We start from the raw sequence: 17,592 nt of genomic DNA, 5'->3' as shown, positions 1-17,592 counted from the left end.
GACGAAACCGAAACCTTGTTGAACACTACATCAACACTATTGATGAGCCCATCAACAAAGCGAGTACGTCATGGCCCTCACGACAGAAGAACTGCGCATCACCAATGACCGCGTCGGGGCCGTCGAAGCCGCTGGCGTGGAGTACCTGCCCGAAGATGCGCGCGACTCCCACCCCCGCAACCTGGGCGCGGTGTTCCTCGGGGCGAACCTGACCTGGACGAACGTCGTGTTCGGTGCGTTCGCGATCCTGTTCGGGCTGTCCTTCTGGGAGACGGTCACCTCGATGGTCGTCGGCACCGCGCTAGGCACGCTGGCGGTACTGCCGACGGCGACGATCGGGCCGCGCACCGGTACGAACATGACGGTCTCCAGCGGCGCCTTCTTCGGCATCCGGGGCAGGTTCATCGGGTCGGGGATCGCGTTGCTGATCGCCCTGGGATTCGCGGCGGTGACGGTGTGGACGAGCGGTGACGCGATCGTCGCCGCGGCGCACCGCCTCCTCGGCACGCCGGAAACCGATATGGCCCGCGGCCTCGCGTACGGCGCCGTTGCGGCGCTGATGGTGACGGTCGCGCTGTACGGCCACGCCACGATCGTCGCGATGCAGAAGATCGTCGTCCCCGTCGTCGGCGTATTGATGGCACTCGGCGTCGTCGCCTTCGCCGGCAGCTTCGACCCGTCCACCGCCGGTGGCGACTACGCGCTCGGCGGCTTCTGGCAGACGTGGACGCTGTCGGCAGTGCTGTTCGCCGCGGCGCCGATCTCCTACGGTCCGACGATCGGCGACTACACCCGGCGGATCTCGTCGCAGCGATTCGGCAACGGCACCATCTGCGCGGCGCTGGGGATCGGCATGTTCGTCGGCGTCCTGCTGCCCAGCCTGTTCGGCGCGTTCACCGCGCTGTCCTTCACCGACGTGACCGACTCCTACCTGCACGACCTGGTCGCCGCGGCACCGGGCTGGTACGTGGTCCCGATCGTCGTCATCTCCCTTCTCGGCGGACTGAGCCAGGGCGTGCTGTGCGTGTACGCGAGCGGGCTGGACCTGGAAGGGCTTGCGCCACAGCTGAAGCGGACCCAGACGACGATCATTACCGCCGGCGTCGCGATCGCGTTGCTCTACGTCGGCGTCTTCGTGTTCGACGCGGTCGAGTCGGTCACCGCGATGACGGTGGCGCTCAACGCCGTCATCACCCCATGGGTCGTGATCCTGGCGATCGGCGCGCTGCGCACCAAGACCTACGACACGACCGATCTGCAAGCCTTCGCCGACGGGCGTCAGGGTGGTCGCTATTGGTTCTGCGGCGGCTGGAACATTCCCGCGGTGATCGCGTGGTCGGCCGGTGCGCTCTTCGGAGTGCTGGCCGTCAACACGACCCTCTACATCGGACCGCTGGCCGACATCGCCGGCGGTGTGGACCTGAGCACCGCCGGGTCGGCGGTGCTCGCAGGGTTGATTTACGCGGCGACAGTCGGTTTCATCGAGGAATGACACGTTCCCCCGACGATGTGGTGACCGAGTTCTGCGCCGAGTGGACGGATCCCGATCCGGCGGCTCTCGCCAAACATTTCACCGAAGACGGCGTCTATCACAACATTCCGATGGACCCAATGGTCGGCCGGGAAGCGATCAAGGATTTCATCGCGGAGTTCACGAGCATGGTCGACGGCATCGACTTCCAGGTGCATCGCCAGGTCAGCTCGGGCAACCTCGTGTTCAACGAGCGCACCGATGTCATGCGGTTCAAGGACGGTCGCGAACTCGCGCTGCCCGTCGCGGGCGTCTTCGAGATCGTCGACGGCCAGATCGCTTCGTGGCGCGACTATTTCGACATGGCAACCGTCACCTCTGCCTGGCAGTAGAGCTACACCAGCAACGGCACCGCCTCCAGGCGCTCGTCGGTCAGGATCTCGAACATCGCGCGCCGGCTGACCAGTTCGGTGCGGTTGAAGGCTTTGCCCGCCACCTGGATTCGGCAGTTGGCGATCGCTGAGTTGTAGCAGTACTTCACGCCGCCGTGGGTGTCGGCGTACGTCAGCCCGATGACATCGCCGGGCACCGTGGTGATCTCGCCCTCGATCATCTGCTCCCCCACGCGCGCTCCGAAGGTCCACGTGAACGGCGAGTACCGGCCGTGGGTCTTGAGGCTGCCGCGGATAGCACGCACCGCGAATTCCTGCCCGCCGTGCCGGAACACGAACAACGTGACACCGGGCAGCAGCACGGACCCGAGTGCGGCACGCGCGGTGACGATCTCGAGCGTCGACTCCGGCGCGTTGTCGAATCCGCACACCTGCCCGTACGCATACGCCGGGGTGTGCCGGGTGCCCCAGTTGTGATTGATGCTGCCGACCCAACCGTCGACGTCGACGCCACGACCCGCGATCTCCAGGCGTCCGTCGAACTGCGCCAGCGGGTGACGCACCGTCGTCTTCGCGGCCGGGAACTTCCGCTCGTAGGCGCGGTCGGTGAGCACCCGGACCGGCTCCGCCGCGCCCGGTGTGATGGCGAGGTCCCAGCGGGCCTCGGGCAGAGTCCCCGTCGCCGCGGCGTCGGTCAGAATCGTCGTGGCGATGCGGGCCGTCCACTCGCCGTCTTCGAAGTCGGCGTCGTCGATCGCATACTGGCGTTTGACCGCCCGGTGGCCCGATCGGTCGAACAACATCACCCACACGTCGGCAACCGGTTCACCCACGGTGGGCAGCAGCAATGTCTCGCGAAGCCACAGCGCGCGGTCGCCATCGGGGTCGTTGGCGCGGATGAAACGACTCTCGTAATAGGGGGCCTTCGCGATCCTCACTTCACCAGCATCCAATACTGGACGGGTGACGGGAACGCTGATCGCAGTGTGCGTGCTCGCGCTGCTGGCTGCAGGCCTCGGCGTTGCGTTGGCGATCCAGACCAGAAATCTCAGGACCGCCCGAGAGGAGACCGAGGAGCTGCGGAGACGCCTCGATACCCGCCAGCTTCTGGTGTCGGGTGGGACGAAGGCCGTGAAGACGGTCTGGCAGACCGCCAACATCCTGCGCCGGGACGGGTTCGGCGCAGCGGTGCGGTCCTCGATCGAGGAGCTCGCCGACTGGGCCGAGGTCGAGCGGCCCGATCTTGCGCGGCTGGCCCCCAGCGGCCGGGTCGCGATCATGTTCTCCGACATCGAGGAGTCGACGGCACTCAACGAGCGCATCGGCGACCGGGCCTACGTCCGGATGATCGGCAAGCACGACAAGTCCGTCCGCAGGTACGTGGACAAGCACGACGGGTACGTCGTCAAGAGTCAGGGCGACGGGTTCATGGTGGCGTTCGCCCAGCCTGAACAGGCGGTCCGCTGCAGCATCGAGATCCAGCAATCACTCCACAAGCGCCCCAACGATATTCGCGTCAGGATTGGCATTCACGCCGGGAAATCGGTGCTGCGCGGCGACGACCTGTTCGGCCGTAACGTCGCGATGGCGGCGCGGGTGGCCGGTCAGGCCGACGGCGGCGAGATTCTCGTCAGCTCCACTGTGTTCGACGCGATCACCGACTGCGAGGACATCGTCGTCGACGGAGAACGCGATGCGCAGCTCAAGGGCTTCACCGGGTCACACACGCTCTATGCGGTGCGGTCGGCTTCGGCGAGTCGTTGATGCAGGCGAGCCCGGATGTCGTCCGGCGTATAGGCCTTGCGACGCCGCTGATCACGCGCGACCAATGCCCCACCTGCGACGACGCCGGCGACACCGGCAAGCCCGACCCACTTCCAGATCCCACGCATACCCACCAGTCTGCATAAGCTGCGGGGGTGAATCCAAGCACCGTGTCTTTGGAGCGCACGCTGGATGAAACCCGAACGGGCGATATCTGGCTGTTCCGCGGACATTCTGGGCCTGATCGGGCCATCCAGTCGATGACCAACAGTCCGGTCAATCATGTCGGCGTCACCCTCGCGATCGACGACATGCCGCCGCTGATCTGGCATGCCGAGCTCGGCGACAAACTGCTGGATCTGTGGACCGGCACCAACCACCGCGGCGTTCAGCTCAACGACCTGCGGCAGGCCGTCGAACGCTGGATCAACACCTACGACCAGCGCTGTTGGCTGCGGCAGCTCACGCCGTACGCGACCCGCGAGCAGGAAGACCGCATGCTGCGGGTGATCGCCCGGATGGACGGTACCGCGTTCCCGACGACGGCCCGGCTGACCGGTCGCTGGATGCGCGGACGGCTTCCGAACGTCAGCGACTTCACGCGCGGAATTCCGTTCGTGCATCGCAAGGTTCGCGAGTCCGCCGAACGTCGCAAGGCCGAGAAGACCAAAGTCGGACTGGAGACCGCGTACTGCGCCGAAACCGTCGCCATCACCTACGAGGAGATGGGCCTGTTGACGACCGAGAAGCACTACAACTGGTTCGACCCCGGCTCCTTCTGGAGTGGGGATGCGTTGCCGTTGGCCGAGGGATACCGCCTCGGCGACGAGATCTCCGTCGTTCTCTAGGCCAGACGCTCGGCGAAACGCCGACTGAGATCACGCGTTTCCTGACGGTCAGATGTTTTGCTGTTGCCCAGCAGAACCATTCGGCACCAAGGGAGCGCAGGTATGCCGACCACGACGGATCACCCCGCCCCCGCACTCGACGTGCCCGGCCGCCGCGGTCGCCTCAGCTCGCGCGCATCCGCTCTTGCCGTCGTCGTCGCGTCGATCGCGACGTTCGGCGTCCTCTATCTGGTGCTGTCCTCGCAAGATCCCGTCCAGCAGGTGCAATCGATTCCCGCGCAACCGAATACGGTGTCACAGCGGGTTGCCGAGCCACTCCCACCTGCGCCACTCCCGCCTGCGCCGCTTCCGCCGGCCCAGAGCACCGCAACGCCGCGGCCTGCGCAGCCGCAGCCCCAAGCGCAACCGCAACCCCAGACACCGGCTTTCGAGATCGACGCTCAGGGCTACGTCGACTCGGCACGCTGCGATCCGAGCCAGCGGGCGGTGGCGATCGCCCGTACCGAGCGCGCGACGATGGTCATCTGCGAGAGCTCCGACGGGACCTACCAGTATCAGGGCGTGCGTCTTCGTGACGGGGCGGAACTGGAGCTCGATGACGTGCGCCCGATGGCGGCCGGCTTCGAGGCCCGTAACGAGGGAACCACCTACCGGCTCTCCCCGACCGAGCTCGTCGTCCTCTCCGGCGAGTCGCTGCAGAGCCGAGACGCCGTCCTCGATTACCGGGTGGGCAGCGCTTAAACGTCACGGCCTCTGCTGCGCCAGAAATCGCGCGAGGTTGTCCAGCGAGGAGTTCATCCCGGCCGCGTGGTCTGTAGCCGAAATGCCTTCTGGCACATCGTCGGCACGGATCTCGACGCGCGTCCCGTCACCGGCGTCGGTAACGGTCCACGTCATCGTCATTGTGCCGGCGAACGCGGGATCGTCGGAGGTGAAATCGGCCTCCTGAACCACGCGCTCGCCGGACACGATATCGGTGAAGCGGCCCTCGACGATGTCGGTGTCCGACGACGACTTCCCGCCGTCAGACGGCGGGTCGTCGTACGTCAGCGTCATCCGGTAGGAACCGCCCGGACGGACGTCGACGTGCTCGAAGCGACCTGTCATGCCTTCCGGTGGCAGCCATGCGGCGAGCGCGGTCGGATCGACGAGCGCTTCGAAGACGCGCTCACGCGACGCGTCGATGACCCTCGAAACAGTGTCCGTTCGTGCCACACCTAGCCAAGGTACTCAAACGCCTCCCCTCCGGGCCGCCAGATCATCGAGCCGGAATCACCGAAGTCGGACAACATCGCGATCACCGGTCCGTGCAGGTCGACTGCGGTGGGCCGCAGGGTCAGCACCGTCTCGGCGAATTCGATCCGAAGGCCCTCGTGTGGTGCCTCGGCAGTGCCGACGACGTGGTGCCCGATCAGCGCTCGGAGGACGTCGGCGTAACCCGCTTGCCCGCTGACCAGAGTTCCGGCAGGTGTGTCCACCACAGGCATCACCTCGCAGGTGAGCACAGGTTCGTCGGTTGAGTTCAACGATGCGAATTCAAGTTGGAGATATCCGCCGCTGAAGTGGACCGATTGCAGGTGGTAGCCGTTGATGCGGGAAAGCAACGCGTTGTATTCGTATGTCATGGCGAATCAGGCGCTGGCTCGGTCACCTGATTTCGATGGTTGCGTTCCCGAACTGTCTGCCGTCGCGTGTCTCACTGACAACCTCTCTGTGGTGAATGGATGCAGTAATCGCGTCGCGGCTCGCGAATCCAGCTGTGGTACCCGTGCAGGTTAACTTTTTCTGCTGACGTTTGCCATCTGCTGCAGCGAAATTTTCCGGACGGCATCGTCTGCGAGGAATCCTCGTACTACGGAGGTCTGAAAAGGGCGCCTGAGGCCCGCTTTTCGGAGGAATGTCGACGACGGGTGGCAGTTGGACGTGATCGGGTGGCCGAATCGGCGAAAGTTTCGGACTGCCATTGGTTTGCCCCACCCGTTCGGGTGGGTGATGTGACCACCCCGACGAACTCGGTGTCGATGAGGTGTGCCCGCTTTGTGACCTCGTCGCGACCGCCATCGTGAAGGCTCGACCCCGTGACTGCGCTCGGGATACTCGTGGCATTGACGGCGGCGCTGTGCATCGGTTACGCCGTCGGCTACCGACGCGGGTCACGGACGCCGACGTGGCGGCAGCGCACCAGCCGTGCAGCGCTGGGTCGACAGGCCGTGGGGCTGATCGCCATGGTGGCAGCGAGCCAACTCCAGCGCGCCGCGAGGCGCAAACTTCCCGTCACCCGCCGACTGCCGTCGCTCTTCGGTCGTTGACGTCTCGGGCGTCGGGGTAGGTTGCGTCAATGCCGTTGCGCTACGTCGACCCTCATCGCCGACGCGGATCCGGGTACGACCAAGGAGTTCACTTCGGTCGCTCCAAGATCGGCCAGTTCCTCGCCCGTCATGTCGCTCGCCGCACCGACCCCTATCTGTTCCGTCTCACCAAGGGGCGCGTCAACATGGGCCCGATCGTCAACGCCCCGCTGCGTTCGACCGGCGCCAAGTCGGGGAAGCCGCGCGAGGTGCAGCTCACCTACTTCCACGATGGCGCGGACGTCATTCTGGTCGCCTCGAACTTCGGTGGAGACAAGCACCCACAGTGGTACTACAACCTGAAGGCCAACCCCGACTGCACGTTCGGCCAGGAACCGTTCACCGCCACGCAGGTCAGCGATCCCGACGAGTACGAGCGGCTGTACGGGTTGGCCAAGCGCGTGTACGCCGGCTACGGCGACTACCGCGAGAAGACAGCCGAATCCGGCCGGGAGATACCGATTTTCCGGCTCACCCCGAGATAGTCACTTGACGTAGGGGTCCAGCAGCGAGGACCACCCGTACTGCATCTTCTCGTACTCGTCCTCGCACAGCTCGGCGCGCTCGGGCGGCAGATCACCGTCGTCGACGATGGCGGCGTTGCCTTCGGGATCGGCGCCGTACGCCCAGCAGAGCAGGTTGTACGCGCGGGTCTGGTTCAGTGAATGTCCGGCCGAGAACTGGGCTTCGCCGACCTCGCCCTCCTCGTCGGCGAAGGCACGGAACTCGCCGGCGAAATCGCGAACGACCTTGACGGAGTGCGGATCGAAGGTGCCGTCGTCGTCCTCGGCGAGCATGACGTAGGCCGCGAGCTGATCGGCGACGTCCTCTTCACGGCCTGTGATCGGGAGGTCGTAGATGTCGACCATCATGTGCCCGACCTCGTGGTAGAAACTGCCGATCTCGGCGTTGAGCGCCGAATCGACGGGGTCGGGGTCGCCGTTCTGGGCGAACACCGTCTCGGCGAAATCGGCGTCCTCGTAGCAGAGGACGACGGCCTGCTCGCTGGGATCCCAGAACGCATTCGGGTCGCCGCACTGCTGCCCGAGGAGGCGGATGTCGTTGGGGAGGTTGAACGTCTCGTTGACCGACGTGGCCAAGTTCTCCAGGAGCTGCGCGGACTCCATGAGCTGACGCCCGTTCTGCGCCTCCGGGGTGGTGGCGTCTTCGTAGACGGCCGTCATCTCGCCGTCGTCGGGCGCATCGTCGGCGGCCGCGGTTTCCGCTTGGGCGGCTGTCTCGGATTGCGTTGGCGCAGAGGCATTTTCCTGAGCTCCGCCGCAGCCGGCGACCAGTAGGAAGGCGGCAGCAACCACCGATGTCATGCGCCACGCGATCACGAATGTTCCTCCCCCAGACTTGCCCGCCGCCCCTACGGTATTCCATCAACGTCACTCTGGATGGTTGCTGCGATCACCGTGTCATCCCCGCGGATAAGGAGCTGCATCAGCGCGCCGCGGACAATCTCGCGCGGGCCGATGGCCTGGTCTTCGGCCGGTTCACTCACGAGATGATGGAATCCGCGTTCCGAATGTCCTACCCGACAACGGTCGACGGATCCGTTCGCTCAGATGATCGATGCGGCGAGGAAGTACGTGGTGTCAAGCACTCTGGACGGGGTCGATTGAAACGCCGAACTCGTGCGCGGAAATGTGGTTGCGGTAGTTCAGCGGCTCAAGGAGGAGTCCGGCGATGGATTGTTCGTGGGCGGCGTGCAGCTTCCGATGGCGCTGGCCGAGGCGGGGCTGACCGACGAGTACGAATTCGTCGTGCACCCCCGGATTGCGGGCCACGGGCCTGCGTTGTTCGCGGCTGTCGAAGCATGTGGAGCTGACGCCTATCGACCGGCTGAGTTCAGTTCAGGCGCGGTCGCGCTGCGGTACGCGCCCGCACGCTGAGCCGACCGTCGGCCCTATGCACGGAAAACGCGTCTATTGCGTGCATATCCCCCACGGTCGATTCGTCAGACGTTGAATCTGAACTCCACGACGCGTCAGTAGGACCTGTAGTTTTCCCGGACTTTGCCTGCCCAATGCTTCACTACAATTCCTATCTGAATTGCGGTGTCCGGGTCAGGCGCACTGTCGGGAAGAGCCTGGATGAACACATCGCTCACCCCATTGTCGAATACGCCTCCATGGATGCCCTTCTGCCGGAAGACCAACAGCGGAAGCCGCAATCCGAAGAGAATTCCTGCCTCAAGATTGTTCCAGGGAGTAGGGAATGAGACGTTCCTCAGCGTCTTTGACGACGCCGTGCCGGGCTTCGACTCCACCCGAGCGGCACGCATCTGCTCGAACCCGAGTATCACTCCGCCTGAACAATGCCGAGCGATTGAGAAGACCTCTTTCAGCGGGAAATCAACGCCATAGTCGGTCCGCCCAAGAGCTCGATGCTCGAAGTGCTCGCTCGCTAGGAGACCAACTATGAAGTCGTAGGAAGCCTGTTGATCGGCCGACAACGCCGAAGGAGCCGATACAAATACCGGGATTCGGGCCGCCACGAACGGCAGCCTATACGGCGACGCGCTAGTTGTATTTGTTGTACAGATGTTGCTTGGAAGCTGAACACCACCACGTCACCGCCGATGAACAGCTCAGCGAACCGGCGGCGGGCCATCGTTAGGGAATGCGTCGGAGCCGGGCTTCGGCGTCGGGAGTCCGCGTCGCCGACTTGCTAGTTTCCGAATTTCCTCGTGCAGTTCGTCGCCCAACTGGACCAGCCGAATTGCATAAGTGTTCGGATCCCTCTCTGAAGCCTCTAGATAAAAATTGCAAGCTTGGGTCATTCGCTTCAACGGGAGCTGAAGTGAGGGCTCCTCCCGCACCAGTCCACGCGCCCGCCGGATTTCTTCCCGCGCGGCAATCACGCTGTCATTGCATCTACGGTAGTCCCCAGTCTCCTGCGCATCGGGAATCGTCACAGCTTGCCCTGTGAACACCCGGCGGTGCGACAGATCAAGAATCAGGGCCTTCAAAGCTCGGCCTTCGTTGCGCAGCCGGTTCAAAACATAAGTTACAACCGCGATGGCGACTGTCAACGCTGCGCCTATCGCTGCAACGATCACGTCAGGCCAGAACGTTGTCCACACCGGCAAAACCATGTCAGATTAACCCGCTGACCTCTAGGCCTGCCATCGTTGAGCTGTTGTCCGACTCCGTAGCGGCTACGCCTGCGGCCTGATCGCCGCGCCCAGATACGCAGCCAGCACCCTGGCACTCATCGCAGACGTGAGCGAGCGACTGGCCTCAGAGCAATGTCACGCACGCCGCGCCGTAGAGCTGGCAATCAGCGTCGGCGCGACTGAAAGAGCGGTCGAGAGCTTCGCCCCGCCACAACGTATCCGCCGTGGTTGCGCGACACCCTCAAGCGCATGCGACCGGGTTACCCGACCCGCGTAACCTCCTGGCCTCCCCCAGGATCGAGGCGCGGACGCGGCGACGGCGAAGGTCGCTCCGCTTCGCTGCGCCAAGCCCTCGAAGTCGCCGCATCGCCGGGCATCTAGCCCGACTTCGAAGCGCAAGCCGTCGCCTGGCAACCCGGCCAGCACCAACCGGACAGCCTCGCCGCCGCCGTCGCTCACGACGTGCTGACGGCAGCTGCGGGCACCATGCACGTCGTCGTCCCGATGGGACGTTTCGGCGAGCACGGACGTCAGCAGGCACCAGGAGCGAACAGTGGCGGGGTGAACCGTTTCAACCCCTGGGCGCGCCGCCTGGGTGGCTGAGCATAGCTGCCCTATAAGCCGTAGCTACTCGACCGCAAGCTTTTCGGACTTCCGGTATTGGCGTGCGTCTCGCCGCACTGCGCTTGCGTACTGAGGATCGCTAAGCATCGCCCTTCTGATCTTGCCGTTCTCTTTCTTGTCTAGCCACGCCGAACACTCATGCTCCGCGGCTGTTGATGTTGATCCGCTTTCAACCCTGTCCTGCGTCCACTCCTCAAGGAGATCAGCCTCATCGAATGGGCCGAGTGCGACGTCGGAATACAAATGGGTGGGCACCACCAGCCGAGTGCTGTGATGCGACCACCTTTGCATCAGCAGGTTCACTCCTGACTGACTCATTACCGCGATTCGCTCAGACGCAACGAGAGTGGGCGAGTCTGGCAATTCGGGCGTTACGAAGTCTGCCGAGTGATCTTTGCCGTCAATTAGTCTTGGCAACGGCATCTTCGTGTAAGCGGCTTTTGCCCAGTCGGAGCGGAGGGTATCCGGTTGTACAGGGGCAACGAGAGTTTTCGGATAAAGGTCAACCCCGCGGCGCAGCGCACAGGGATGCTGGAGCACCATGACAAGGTGACCATCGCTCATGCGATATACGTCACCCGTGAACAAAGGCCGATGCTCACTCACCTCATCGAAACGAGCGAGATAAATCGACTCAAGTTCGTCGGGCGTCTCCAGCTCTGCCATTTTTACCCTTTATGTCGTATCGAAATCGCGCCATCCTCGGCTACGAAAGACTCAAAGTTGCTTTCGACGAGGCTGTCGCGCCAGTTGGTATCGACTTCTTTCATTACCGTCTCTACGGTGCCGTCTCCTGTGTGCTCACTAGCCAGCGCCAGGACCAGGTCGAAGCGCCCCTGCTGCAACAGGTCCAGCCGATTCAGTCCAACTCCCTCTGCAATGGGCATTTCTAACCACGACGCCGGCTCATCAATGAAACGGTCCGCCAGCATGTCGATCAGCGCCAACAGGCGAGCAATTTTGAGACGATTTTCACCTGTGATTCCCGTGCCCTTACGCCACTTGTTCAGAGCCGGGACACTTACACCGATGACACGAGCAACATCTCGCCATGCGAATCCGTAATCAGACAACTGCTCAAGCGCTTGAATCGGTGCACTCTTGGCCCGCTCGACAGTCTTATCATCCAACTCGACTAAGTGAAGATGTCGGCGCGTTTCGCAAACTTCACCGTGCAAGTCCGTGGAGTCACGATCGATAACGTCGACACGATCATATACCGAGGTCGACGGCGTAGTTTCGGGCAACTTACCTAAACGATAATCTCCGTTTCCAGAAGTGGTTTCATCGCGAAGGTTGGAACCCGAATACGAAATTGTCACATTTCCCCTAACTTTCTTTCTCCAGCACGGTGGTGCGGAGGTCGTCTGTGATAAGTGATTCGAAAAGCGGGTTGATCGGCTCGTGAAGTCTTTCGGCCACCTCTTCAATCAGGTTGATTTCGAATGCAGGAATGCCATTCTTTGGGTCGCTCCACGCACTATCGATATCCAAGAGAAAGAAATGCCCATTCTCAGGCGGCTCTTTCAATCGCTGGAGGATTGGTGTCGACTGGATTACGGAACCGCGCGCTGCGCCGTAACGCAGCGTGAGCGAAGCCCCAGGTCCGGGACCATCGCATTGAACGACGTGCTGCTGTGCCGTAATGGCCAGCTTGAGGTCAGACAGTTCGGATCCCGGACCAAGGAGACTATTCGAGACCCACTTCGACCAGGTGGACGAGTTATCCAATGGTGCGCGGATCTCATTGATGTAGCGCAGCCCGATCCGGAGGCAGCCATCGACAGGAGAGACATCTTGGCGTGCAGCTACCGTTGCGCGAACGATCGGCCAAAATTTGGCCCAACCCGGATAGTCAGTAACTTCGACCGTCATGGCATCGTGGCGAAACGTGATCGCGGTATGTCGATCTCGCGCGACCAGCTTCTTGTTGGTGAACACGGTCTGAGCGCCCGTGTTCATGTCTATCTGCCGCATCTCTTCTTGCTCAATGATCGGAGTCCACTCCGAAAGCTGATCTCTCAAGAAAGTAAGAGCGGCGCGCACAGGAGGGTCGGTGACAGGGTGGCGAAGTTCGACTAGAACTAGGGCTAACGCGTCAGTCGGGTAGGTCGGATGGGCGGTCACCACCCCAGTGTAACCAAAACTGTAACTAAAACTAATACCCAATTGCCTGGGTGTGTTCTGGCGATGGTCTCGAACTGGCCGCCCACTGTCGATGCTGGCCAGCCCCGCCAGCAGGCCCAAGGGCGTCACCGTGGGCTCGCTCGAATAGCCACCACGTCGACGGTCATTCGCTATGCTTCCTAACGCGTGCGGGTGCGCCCCGGCTGGGCGTAGACCTCCAGGAATAGAGCGGCTTGTCCGTCGGAAGCTTGGTCGGTTTGTGGCAGTCAGCTGCCATCTCGGGTTCGACTCCCGAGCACGAGAGGTTACGGACACTTCGCCGCCGCCTCTCGTGCTCGTGAGTACGGAATTGGCGACACGTCGCATACCGCGAACGCTGGATCGCGGCTAAAACTACGATTTGACCATGGTTCGGGTGACGCAGCGCTTTCCCAGCACTCCAGAGTTCGAGAAGCACGCCGACAACCTTGCCGAGATCCGGAAGTTTCGAATCCAAATCGAACGCCTGCACAAGAGCGCAATTCGTCGCAACGCCGCACCGGAGATTTCCGCCCTATCCCGTACTCAGTACTTGACTATCGGCATTGAGGCTGAGGCGATCCTTCGGAAGATCGTGGCCGACCCCACCGGATTCAACGATGTTGAGCGTGAGGTGATTTGGAGCGTCAGATCAAAGGTGGACCAATGGCTACAGGTTCTAGACCTTGCATTCAGACGGCATTACCAGATACTGCTCCACCGCCCGCTAGACAGCGCGTTGGCGGCAATTCCATTGACCCGATACGAGGAGCTTCATGCGGTCGTCGATGATGACCTCCGACCAATAGTCGAGCAGCGCAATAAGATCGCACACGGACAGTGGGTGTGGCAGCTCAAGAGCCGTAAGGAAAACGAGTTCATAAGCGGTGGCCCCCAAAGCTCAACCCCCGATTATCTGACCCTCAGCCTCTACTCGAAGATGCTGGATGAGATAGCAAGCCTGGTACTTGATCTGGTTGTCTCGCGGCCAACATTCGAGCGCGAGTTCAATAGTGGATATGCCAGGTTCGATGCTCACCGGCTCGCAATTGCTGGAAACGCTAACGGGCAACAGTACCGGGCCTTCGTCGCTCGGCTAATGGCGACTAAGCGGTAGATCGACCGACCCGCACTAGCTCGGAGTTCAGAGACACTCCCCCTGGTGCACCAAAAAGCAGTCTGGACAGGGATTCTCCTGCTGCGGAGGCCGGGAAGTGCTGTTGGAACCGAGCCGGACGTCTCCCAGAGGCGTCAGCCTGACATTCGGGCCGACAGCGCGCAGTTGCGCCAATCGTGTAGCGACTAGTTGGCGCAGCCCTGGCGACAGTCGGTAATTCAACAATTCGCGGTATATGTTCGACTGTTCCTCTGCCTCCGACGGTGCCGTGACAAGTCGGTCACCGAGAGTCAGGCTCACGATCCTGCGCACTGCAGCGATGCTGTCGGCCCGAACGGGTTCGCCCGCCGAATCGGCCTCCTGCGCCATTTCGACATCTGTAAGTCCTCGTTTCATTCCGAGCAGGACCTTGGCGAAGCGTGTTCGCGGGTGGTTCATCAGGGTCTGTTCGATTTCGGCCCGGAATCCGCCGCAGTCAGTCACTTGCCCAACCACTTTCGGATAGTCATTCGATTCACGCCGAGGTGCTGCGCCAGGTCAACTTCAGTCATACCTTCCGCATGAGCTGCGATGGCGGCGTCAGCTGCGGAACTCATCGCCTCCGCGAGTCGCGCGCGTGCATTAGTCAGATCTCTGGCGGCTCGTTTCAACTCATTAATGTATACGACTATACACTCGAAATGTATAGCAGTAAACAGCAAAAGATGTATAGGCGTCGACATCCCCGCCGCATTCATCCACCCGGCTCGGGTGCAGCCGGCAGCACACCGCAACCTACAGGGGCCCTTGGGCCTCAGTCGTTTCGCTGCCGCGCTCGAAAGTCAGGATCTCCCCCAGTGCAATGTAGGTCTGAAGAAAAACGAATGGAGCTTCATTTACGGTGACTTCCTCGTGGGTCCCCGCCGAGCACCGCTCGTAGAGATCTTTGAGGGTGTGTCGGAGTCGGTCTCGGCGACTCGTGGTGATACCGCATTGGTACGTGTACGCCTACAAACGGTTAAGGACTTGCTGCTGTCCGACTTTCAGCGGGACTCCGACACCGATCAGGTACTGGTCGGCCTGCGCGGGAAAAAGATGATCAGCGCACGAGTCGATCAGCCGCCGACACGTCGTGAGGGCCTGGCTGACGGACTCCGGGTCACCATCGCGAAGCCGATCTGAAACACGCTCGATCTCGTCGAGGGCGGATCCGCTCGCAGCCGAAAGCGACCCGTCCACTCTTATCTGGGTGTCGGCAAACAGAGTCGCCTGGAGTTCGCTAAACAGCAGTGCGTGGTAAATCTCCATCACCATGTCGTAGATCGTCGCAACGACCTGTCCGCAGATTCCAGACCACGTCGCGACCGTCAGACCCTCGTGACCCACGAGTCGAGCCACCCGGCTCGCCTTCAGTGCAATCTCCGAGGCCTTGAGGCGCTTGAGCTCGACGTCCGCCAAAAGTTCCTCGGCTACGCGCAGCGCCTCCTCCTTGCCTCCCCACAGTTGTACCTACGCCTTCTTCGGCGACCTACACGTTGAAGCGGAACTCCACGACATCGCCGTCGGCCATCACGTAGTCCTTGCCTTCGATGCGAACCTTGCCCGCGGCCTTCGCCGCCGCCATCGAACCGGCTTCGACGAGGTCGTCGAACGACACGATCTCGGCCTTGATGAAGCCCTTCTCGAAGTCGGTGTGGATGACGCCGGCCGCCTTGGGCGCCGTGTCGCCCTGGTGGATCGTCCACGCCCGCGCCTCCTTGGGCCCGGCCGTCAAGTAGGTCTGCAGCTTCAGCGTGTGAAAACCGGCCCGCGCCAACGCATCCAGGCCACGCTCCGTCTGGCCGATCGACTCGAGCAGCTCGGCGGCCGACTCGTCGTCGAGTTCCTGGAGTTCCGCCTCGATCTTGGCGTCCAGGAACACCGCGTCGGCCGGCGCCACCAACTCGCGCAGCGACGCCACCTTCGCCTCGTCGGTGAGCACCGACTCGTCGGCGTTGAACACATACAGAAAAGGCTTGATGGTCAACAGGTTCAGCTCGCGCAGCAGTGAAACGTCCGCGCCCGCAGAGAAGAGAGTCTTGCCCGTGTCGAGCACCTCGCTGGCCGCCTTCGCCGCATCGAAGACGGGCCGGCGATCCTTGTTCGTCCGGGCTTCCTTCTCCAACCGCGGCAGCGCCCGCTCGAGTGTCTGCATGTCGGCCAGGATCAACTCGGTCTCGATCACCTCGATGTCGGACTTCGGGTCGACGCGGCCGTCGACGTGCACGACGTCGTCGTCGGCGAACACCCGCACCACCTGGCAGATGGCGTCGCTCTCGCGGATATTGGCGAGGAACTTGTTGCCCAGCCCGGCGCCTTCGGACGCGCCCTTCACGATTCCGGCGATGTCGACGAACGTGACCGGCGCGGGCACGATCTTCTCCGAGCCGAACATCTTGGCCAGTTCGGTCAGCCGCTCGTCCGGGAGCGCGACGACGCCCTCGTTCGGTTCGATCGTCGCGAACGGGTAGTTGGCGGCGAGCACGTCGTTACGTGTCAGCGCGTTGAAAAGAGTCGACTTACCGACGTTCGGCAGTCCGACGATTCCGAGATTGAGGCCCACGGAGACCACAGTGTAGGCAATGTGGCCGCCACGCCACCGAGCGCTGGCGACGCGCAGTTGCTTGAGCCGGTAAGTTCGACGTGTGTCAGGACAGCGCGCCCGGTCGGCAGTGGCCGCCGATCACCGCTCCGCGCACCCCAATATCGCAGGGATTCCGTGGTGGGGTGCGGTTCTGACCGCTGTTGTCGCATCCGCGATCGGCTTCGCTTTCGACGCCGGCTCCGGTGGCGGTCAGCTCACCGCCGCGTTCGCGTCCCTGTATGTCATCGGCTGTCTCATCGCGGTCCTCGCTGTCCAGCAGTCGGGTTTGTTCACCGCGGTGATCCAGCCGCCGCTGGTGCTGTTCGTCACAGTGCCCGGCGCGTACTTCCTGATGCACAGCAGCCAGATCGAAGGCGTCAAGGACATCCTGATCAACTGCGGCTACCCGCTGATCGAGCGTTTCCCGCTGATGTTCTTCACCTCGGCCGTCGTGCTGCTGATCGGCCTCGCGCGCTGGTACTTCGGCAAGTCGGCCCGCCCGGGCCCCGCCGAGGAGGCGTCCGACGCGCCATCGGGTGGGCTGTCGTCGAAGCTGTCGGCCCTGTTCGCGGGACGGCGGTCCGGCGCCGTCGAGGACGAGCCACGCCCGCGTCGCGCATCGGATCGGCAACGCTCCCGCGAGCGGAAGCCGGCAGGTGACCGGGCAGCCCGCGGTGAGCGGCCGACCAAGCGCTCCGCACCCCGGTCGAGGCCTTCCCGCGCCGCCGAGACCGAGATCATCGAGCCTGTCCGTGACGGCCGTGACGATGAACGGCCGCGCCGGCGCAGAGAACGTCCGAGCGACCAGCCGGAGCCGCGTCGTCGTCCCCGCTCGTCGTCGCGGCAGCCGCGCGACTCCGCCGCCCGCGACCGCGATGCGATGCCGCCGCGCGAGCGCCGGGCCCGTTATGACCGCGACGACCGGTACGAGAGGCCGCAACGTGAGCGGCCGCAGCGACGCAGCCGCTACGACGACCAGGAACCGTCAGACCTGTACGGTTCCAACGGCTCGAGCTCGCACCACCCGGTCTCGCGGGTGCGCTACCGCGGCGAGGATTCCGACGACCGCTCCGAGTACCGGCCCCGCCGGCGCGCATCGCGTGAGGCCGAAGCCGACCGCTGGGAATACGACATCTGAGCGGTCCCGAGACTGAAAC

Annotated in this window: 23 protein-coding genes; 10 read left to right on the top strand and 13 right to left on the bottom strand. The window is 63.1% G+C overall.

From position 1 onward, the window contains the following. The first annotated feature begins 70 nt into the window (after positions 1-70). The gene (locus P9A17_RS15850) at positions 71-1,492 is read left to right on the top strand and encodes a cytosine permease (protein ID WP_278039582.1); all 1,422 of its coding nucleotides are present in this window, start codon (positions 71-73) and stop codon (positions 1,490-1,492) included. Continuing rightward, positions 1,489-1,863, top strand: coding sequence for a limonene-1,2-epoxide hydrolase family protein (locus P9A17_RS15845; protein WP_278039581.1), 375 nt, complete (start codon positions 1,489-1,491; stop codon positions 1,861-1,863). The genes P9A17_RS15850 and P9A17_RS15845 overlap by 4 nt, the downstream gene beginning before the upstream one ends. 2 nt (positions 1,864-1,865) lie before the next feature. On the opposite strand, the gene P9A17_RS15840 is transcribed toward P9A17_RS15845, so the two are convergent. Then, a complete protein-coding gene (locus P9A17_RS15840) occupies positions 1,866-2,801 on the bottom strand; it encodes a hypothetical protein (RefSeq protein ID WP_278039580.1) in 936 nt (311 codons plus the stop codon). Positions 2,802-2,826: 25 nt separating this feature from the next. On the opposite strand from P9A17_RS15840, the gene P9A17_RS15835 reads away from it, so the two are divergent. Next, positions 2,827-3,627 (top strand): adenylate/guanylate cyclase domain-containing protein, encoded by an 801-nt coding sequence (locus tag P9A17_RS15835; RefSeq protein WP_278039579.1) that lies wholly within the window; start codon positions 2,827-2,829, stop codon positions 3,625-3,627. Here P9A17_RS15835 and P9A17_RS15830 read toward each other — a convergent pair. Next, a complete protein-coding gene (locus tag P9A17_RS15830; protein ID WP_278039578.1) occupies positions 3,594-3,755 on the bottom strand; it encodes a hypothetical protein in 162 nt (53 codons plus the stop codon). The genes P9A17_RS15835 and P9A17_RS15830 overlap by 34 nt on opposite strands. Positions 3,756-3,797: 42 nt before the next feature. On the opposite strand from P9A17_RS15830, the gene P9A17_RS15825 reads away from it, so the two are divergent. Beyond that, positions 3,798-4,475, top strand: coding sequence for a guanylate cyclase (locus P9A17_RS15825; RefSeq protein WP_278039876.1), 678 nt, complete (start codon positions 3,798-3,800; stop codon positions 4,473-4,475). A 102-nt stretch (positions 4,476-4,577) separates the two neighbouring features. Next, the gene (locus tag P9A17_RS15820) at positions 4,578-5,216 is read left to right on the top strand and encodes a hypothetical protein (protein ID WP_278039577.1); all 639 of its coding nucleotides are present in this window, start codon (positions 4,578-4,580) and stop codon (positions 5,214-5,216) included. A 3-nt stretch (positions 5,217-5,219) separates the two neighbouring features. Here the strand turns inward: P9A17_RS15820 and P9A17_RS15815 are convergent, their stop codons facing one another. Both P9A17_RS15815 and P9A17_RS15810 read right to left on the bottom strand, forming a co-directional pair. After that, positions 5,220-5,690, bottom strand: a complete 471-nt coding sequence (locus tag P9A17_RS15815; protein ID WP_278039576.1) for an SRPBCC family protein — start codon at positions 5,688-5,690, stop codon at positions 5,220-5,222. Between the two features lie 2 nt (positions 5,691-5,692). After that, the gene (locus P9A17_RS15810; protein ID WP_278039575.1) at positions 5,693-6,100 is read right to left on the bottom strand and encodes a hypothetical protein; all 408 of its coding nucleotides are present in this window, start codon (positions 6,098-6,100) and stop codon (positions 5,693-5,695) included. Positions 6,101-6,553: 453 nt separating this feature from the next. Here P9A17_RS15810 and P9A17_RS15805 point away from each other — a divergent pair, with 453 nt between their 5' ends. Further along, positions 6,554-6,784 (top strand): hypothetical protein, encoded by a 231-nt coding sequence (locus P9A17_RS15805; protein WP_278039574.1) that lies wholly within the window; start codon positions 6,554-6,556, stop codon positions 6,782-6,784. Between the two features lie 29 nt (positions 6,785-6,813). Then, a complete protein-coding gene (locus P9A17_RS15800; protein ID WP_278039573.1) occupies positions 6,814-7,308 on the top strand; it encodes a nitroreductase family deazaflavin-dependent oxidoreductase in 495 nt (164 codons plus the stop codon). Here the strand turns inward: P9A17_RS15800 and P9A17_RS15795 are convergent, their stop codons facing one another. After that, positions 7,309-8,163, bottom strand: a complete 855-nt coding sequence (locus tag P9A17_RS15795) for a DUF4344 domain-containing metallopeptidase (RefSeq protein ID WP_278039572.1) — start codon at positions 8,161-8,163, stop codon at positions 7,309-7,311. A 32-nt stretch (positions 8,164-8,195) separates the two neighbouring features. Next, positions 8,196-8,330: a hypothetical protein gene (locus P9A17_RS15790; RefSeq protein ID WP_278039571.1), complete on the bottom strand. Its 135-nt coding sequence runs from the start codon at positions 8,328-8,330 to the stop codon at positions 8,196-8,198. Between the two features lie 133 nt (positions 8,331-8,463). Between P9A17_RS15790 and P9A17_RS15785 the strand changes: the two genes are divergently transcribed. Further along, positions 8,464-8,721 carry a dihydrofolate reductase family protein gene (locus tag P9A17_RS15785; protein WP_278039570.1) on the top strand — a complete coding sequence of 86 codons (258 nt, stop codon included), beginning with the start codon at positions 8,464-8,466 and terminating at the stop codon, positions 8,719-8,721. A 95-nt stretch (positions 8,722-8,816) separates the two neighbouring features. Here P9A17_RS15785 and P9A17_RS15780 read toward each other — a convergent pair whose 3' ends face one another. The 5 genes from P9A17_RS15780 to P9A17_RS15760 form a co-directional block, all read right to left on the bottom strand. After that, positions 8,817-9,326, bottom strand: coding sequence for a hypothetical protein (locus P9A17_RS15780; RefSeq protein ID WP_278039569.1), 510 nt, complete (start codon positions 9,324-9,326; stop codon positions 8,817-8,819). Positions 9,327-9,419: 93 nt separating this feature from the next. Further along, positions 9,420-9,926, bottom strand: coding sequence for a hypothetical protein (locus tag P9A17_RS15775; protein ID WP_278039568.1), 507 nt, complete (start codon positions 9,924-9,926; stop codon positions 9,420-9,422). Between the two features lie 648 nt (positions 9,927-10,574). Next, positions 10,575-11,237, bottom strand: a complete 663-nt coding sequence (locus P9A17_RS15770; protein ID WP_278039567.1) for a hypothetical protein — start codon at positions 11,235-11,237, stop codon at positions 10,575-10,577. 2 nt (positions 11,238-11,239) lie between these two features. Next, the gene (locus P9A17_RS15765; RefSeq protein WP_278039566.1) at positions 11,240-11,893 is read right to left on the bottom strand and encodes a transcriptional regulator; all 654 of its coding nucleotides are present in this window, start codon (positions 11,891-11,893) and stop codon (positions 11,240-11,242) included. Positions 11,894-11,900: 7 nt separating this feature from the next. Beyond that, on the bottom strand, positions 11,901-12,818 hold the full coding sequence (locus P9A17_RS15760) for a TIGR04255 family protein (protein ID WP_278039565.1): 918 nt from the start codon (positions 12,816-12,818) through the stop codon (positions 11,901-11,903). Positions 12,819-13,104: 286 nt separating this feature from the next. On the opposite strand from P9A17_RS15760, the gene P9A17_RS15755 reads away from it, so the two are divergent. After that, entirely contained in the window at positions 13,105-13,833 is a 729-nt protein-coding gene (locus P9A17_RS15755; protein WP_278039564.1) for a hypothetical protein, read from the top strand. A gap of 987 nt (positions 13,834-14,820) precedes the next feature. Here the strand turns inward: P9A17_RS15755 and P9A17_RS15745 are convergent. Beyond that, positions 14,821-15,270 (bottom strand): hypothetical protein, encoded by a 450-nt coding sequence (locus P9A17_RS15745; RefSeq protein WP_278039563.1) that lies wholly within the window; start codon positions 15,268-15,270, stop codon positions 14,821-14,823. Positions 15,271-15,340: 70 nt separating this feature from the next. After that, a complete protein-coding gene (ychF, locus tag P9A17_RS15740) occupies positions 15,341-16,414 on the bottom strand; it encodes a redox-regulated ATPase YchF (protein WP_278039562.1) in 1,074 nt (357 codons plus the stop codon). 82 nt (positions 16,415-16,496) lie between these two features. On the opposite strand from ychF, the gene P9A17_RS15735 reads away from it, so the two are divergent. Continuing rightward, positions 16,497-17,573: a DUF6542 domain-containing protein gene (locus tag P9A17_RS15735; protein WP_278039561.1), complete on the top strand. Its 1,077-nt coding sequence runs from the start codon at positions 16,497-16,499 to the stop codon at positions 17,571-17,573. The last annotated feature ends 19 nt before the right edge of the window (positions 17,574-17,592 follow it).

Origin of the sequence: Mycobacterium sp. 236(2023) (assembly GCF_029623955.1) — a bacterium.
Classification (GTDB): domain Bacteria; phylum Actinomycetota; class Actinomycetes; order Mycobacteriales; family Mycobacteriaceae; genus Mycobacterium.
Note: the sequence above shows the minus strand (reverse complement) of the source record. Positions and strands in the feature narration are given on the sequence as shown.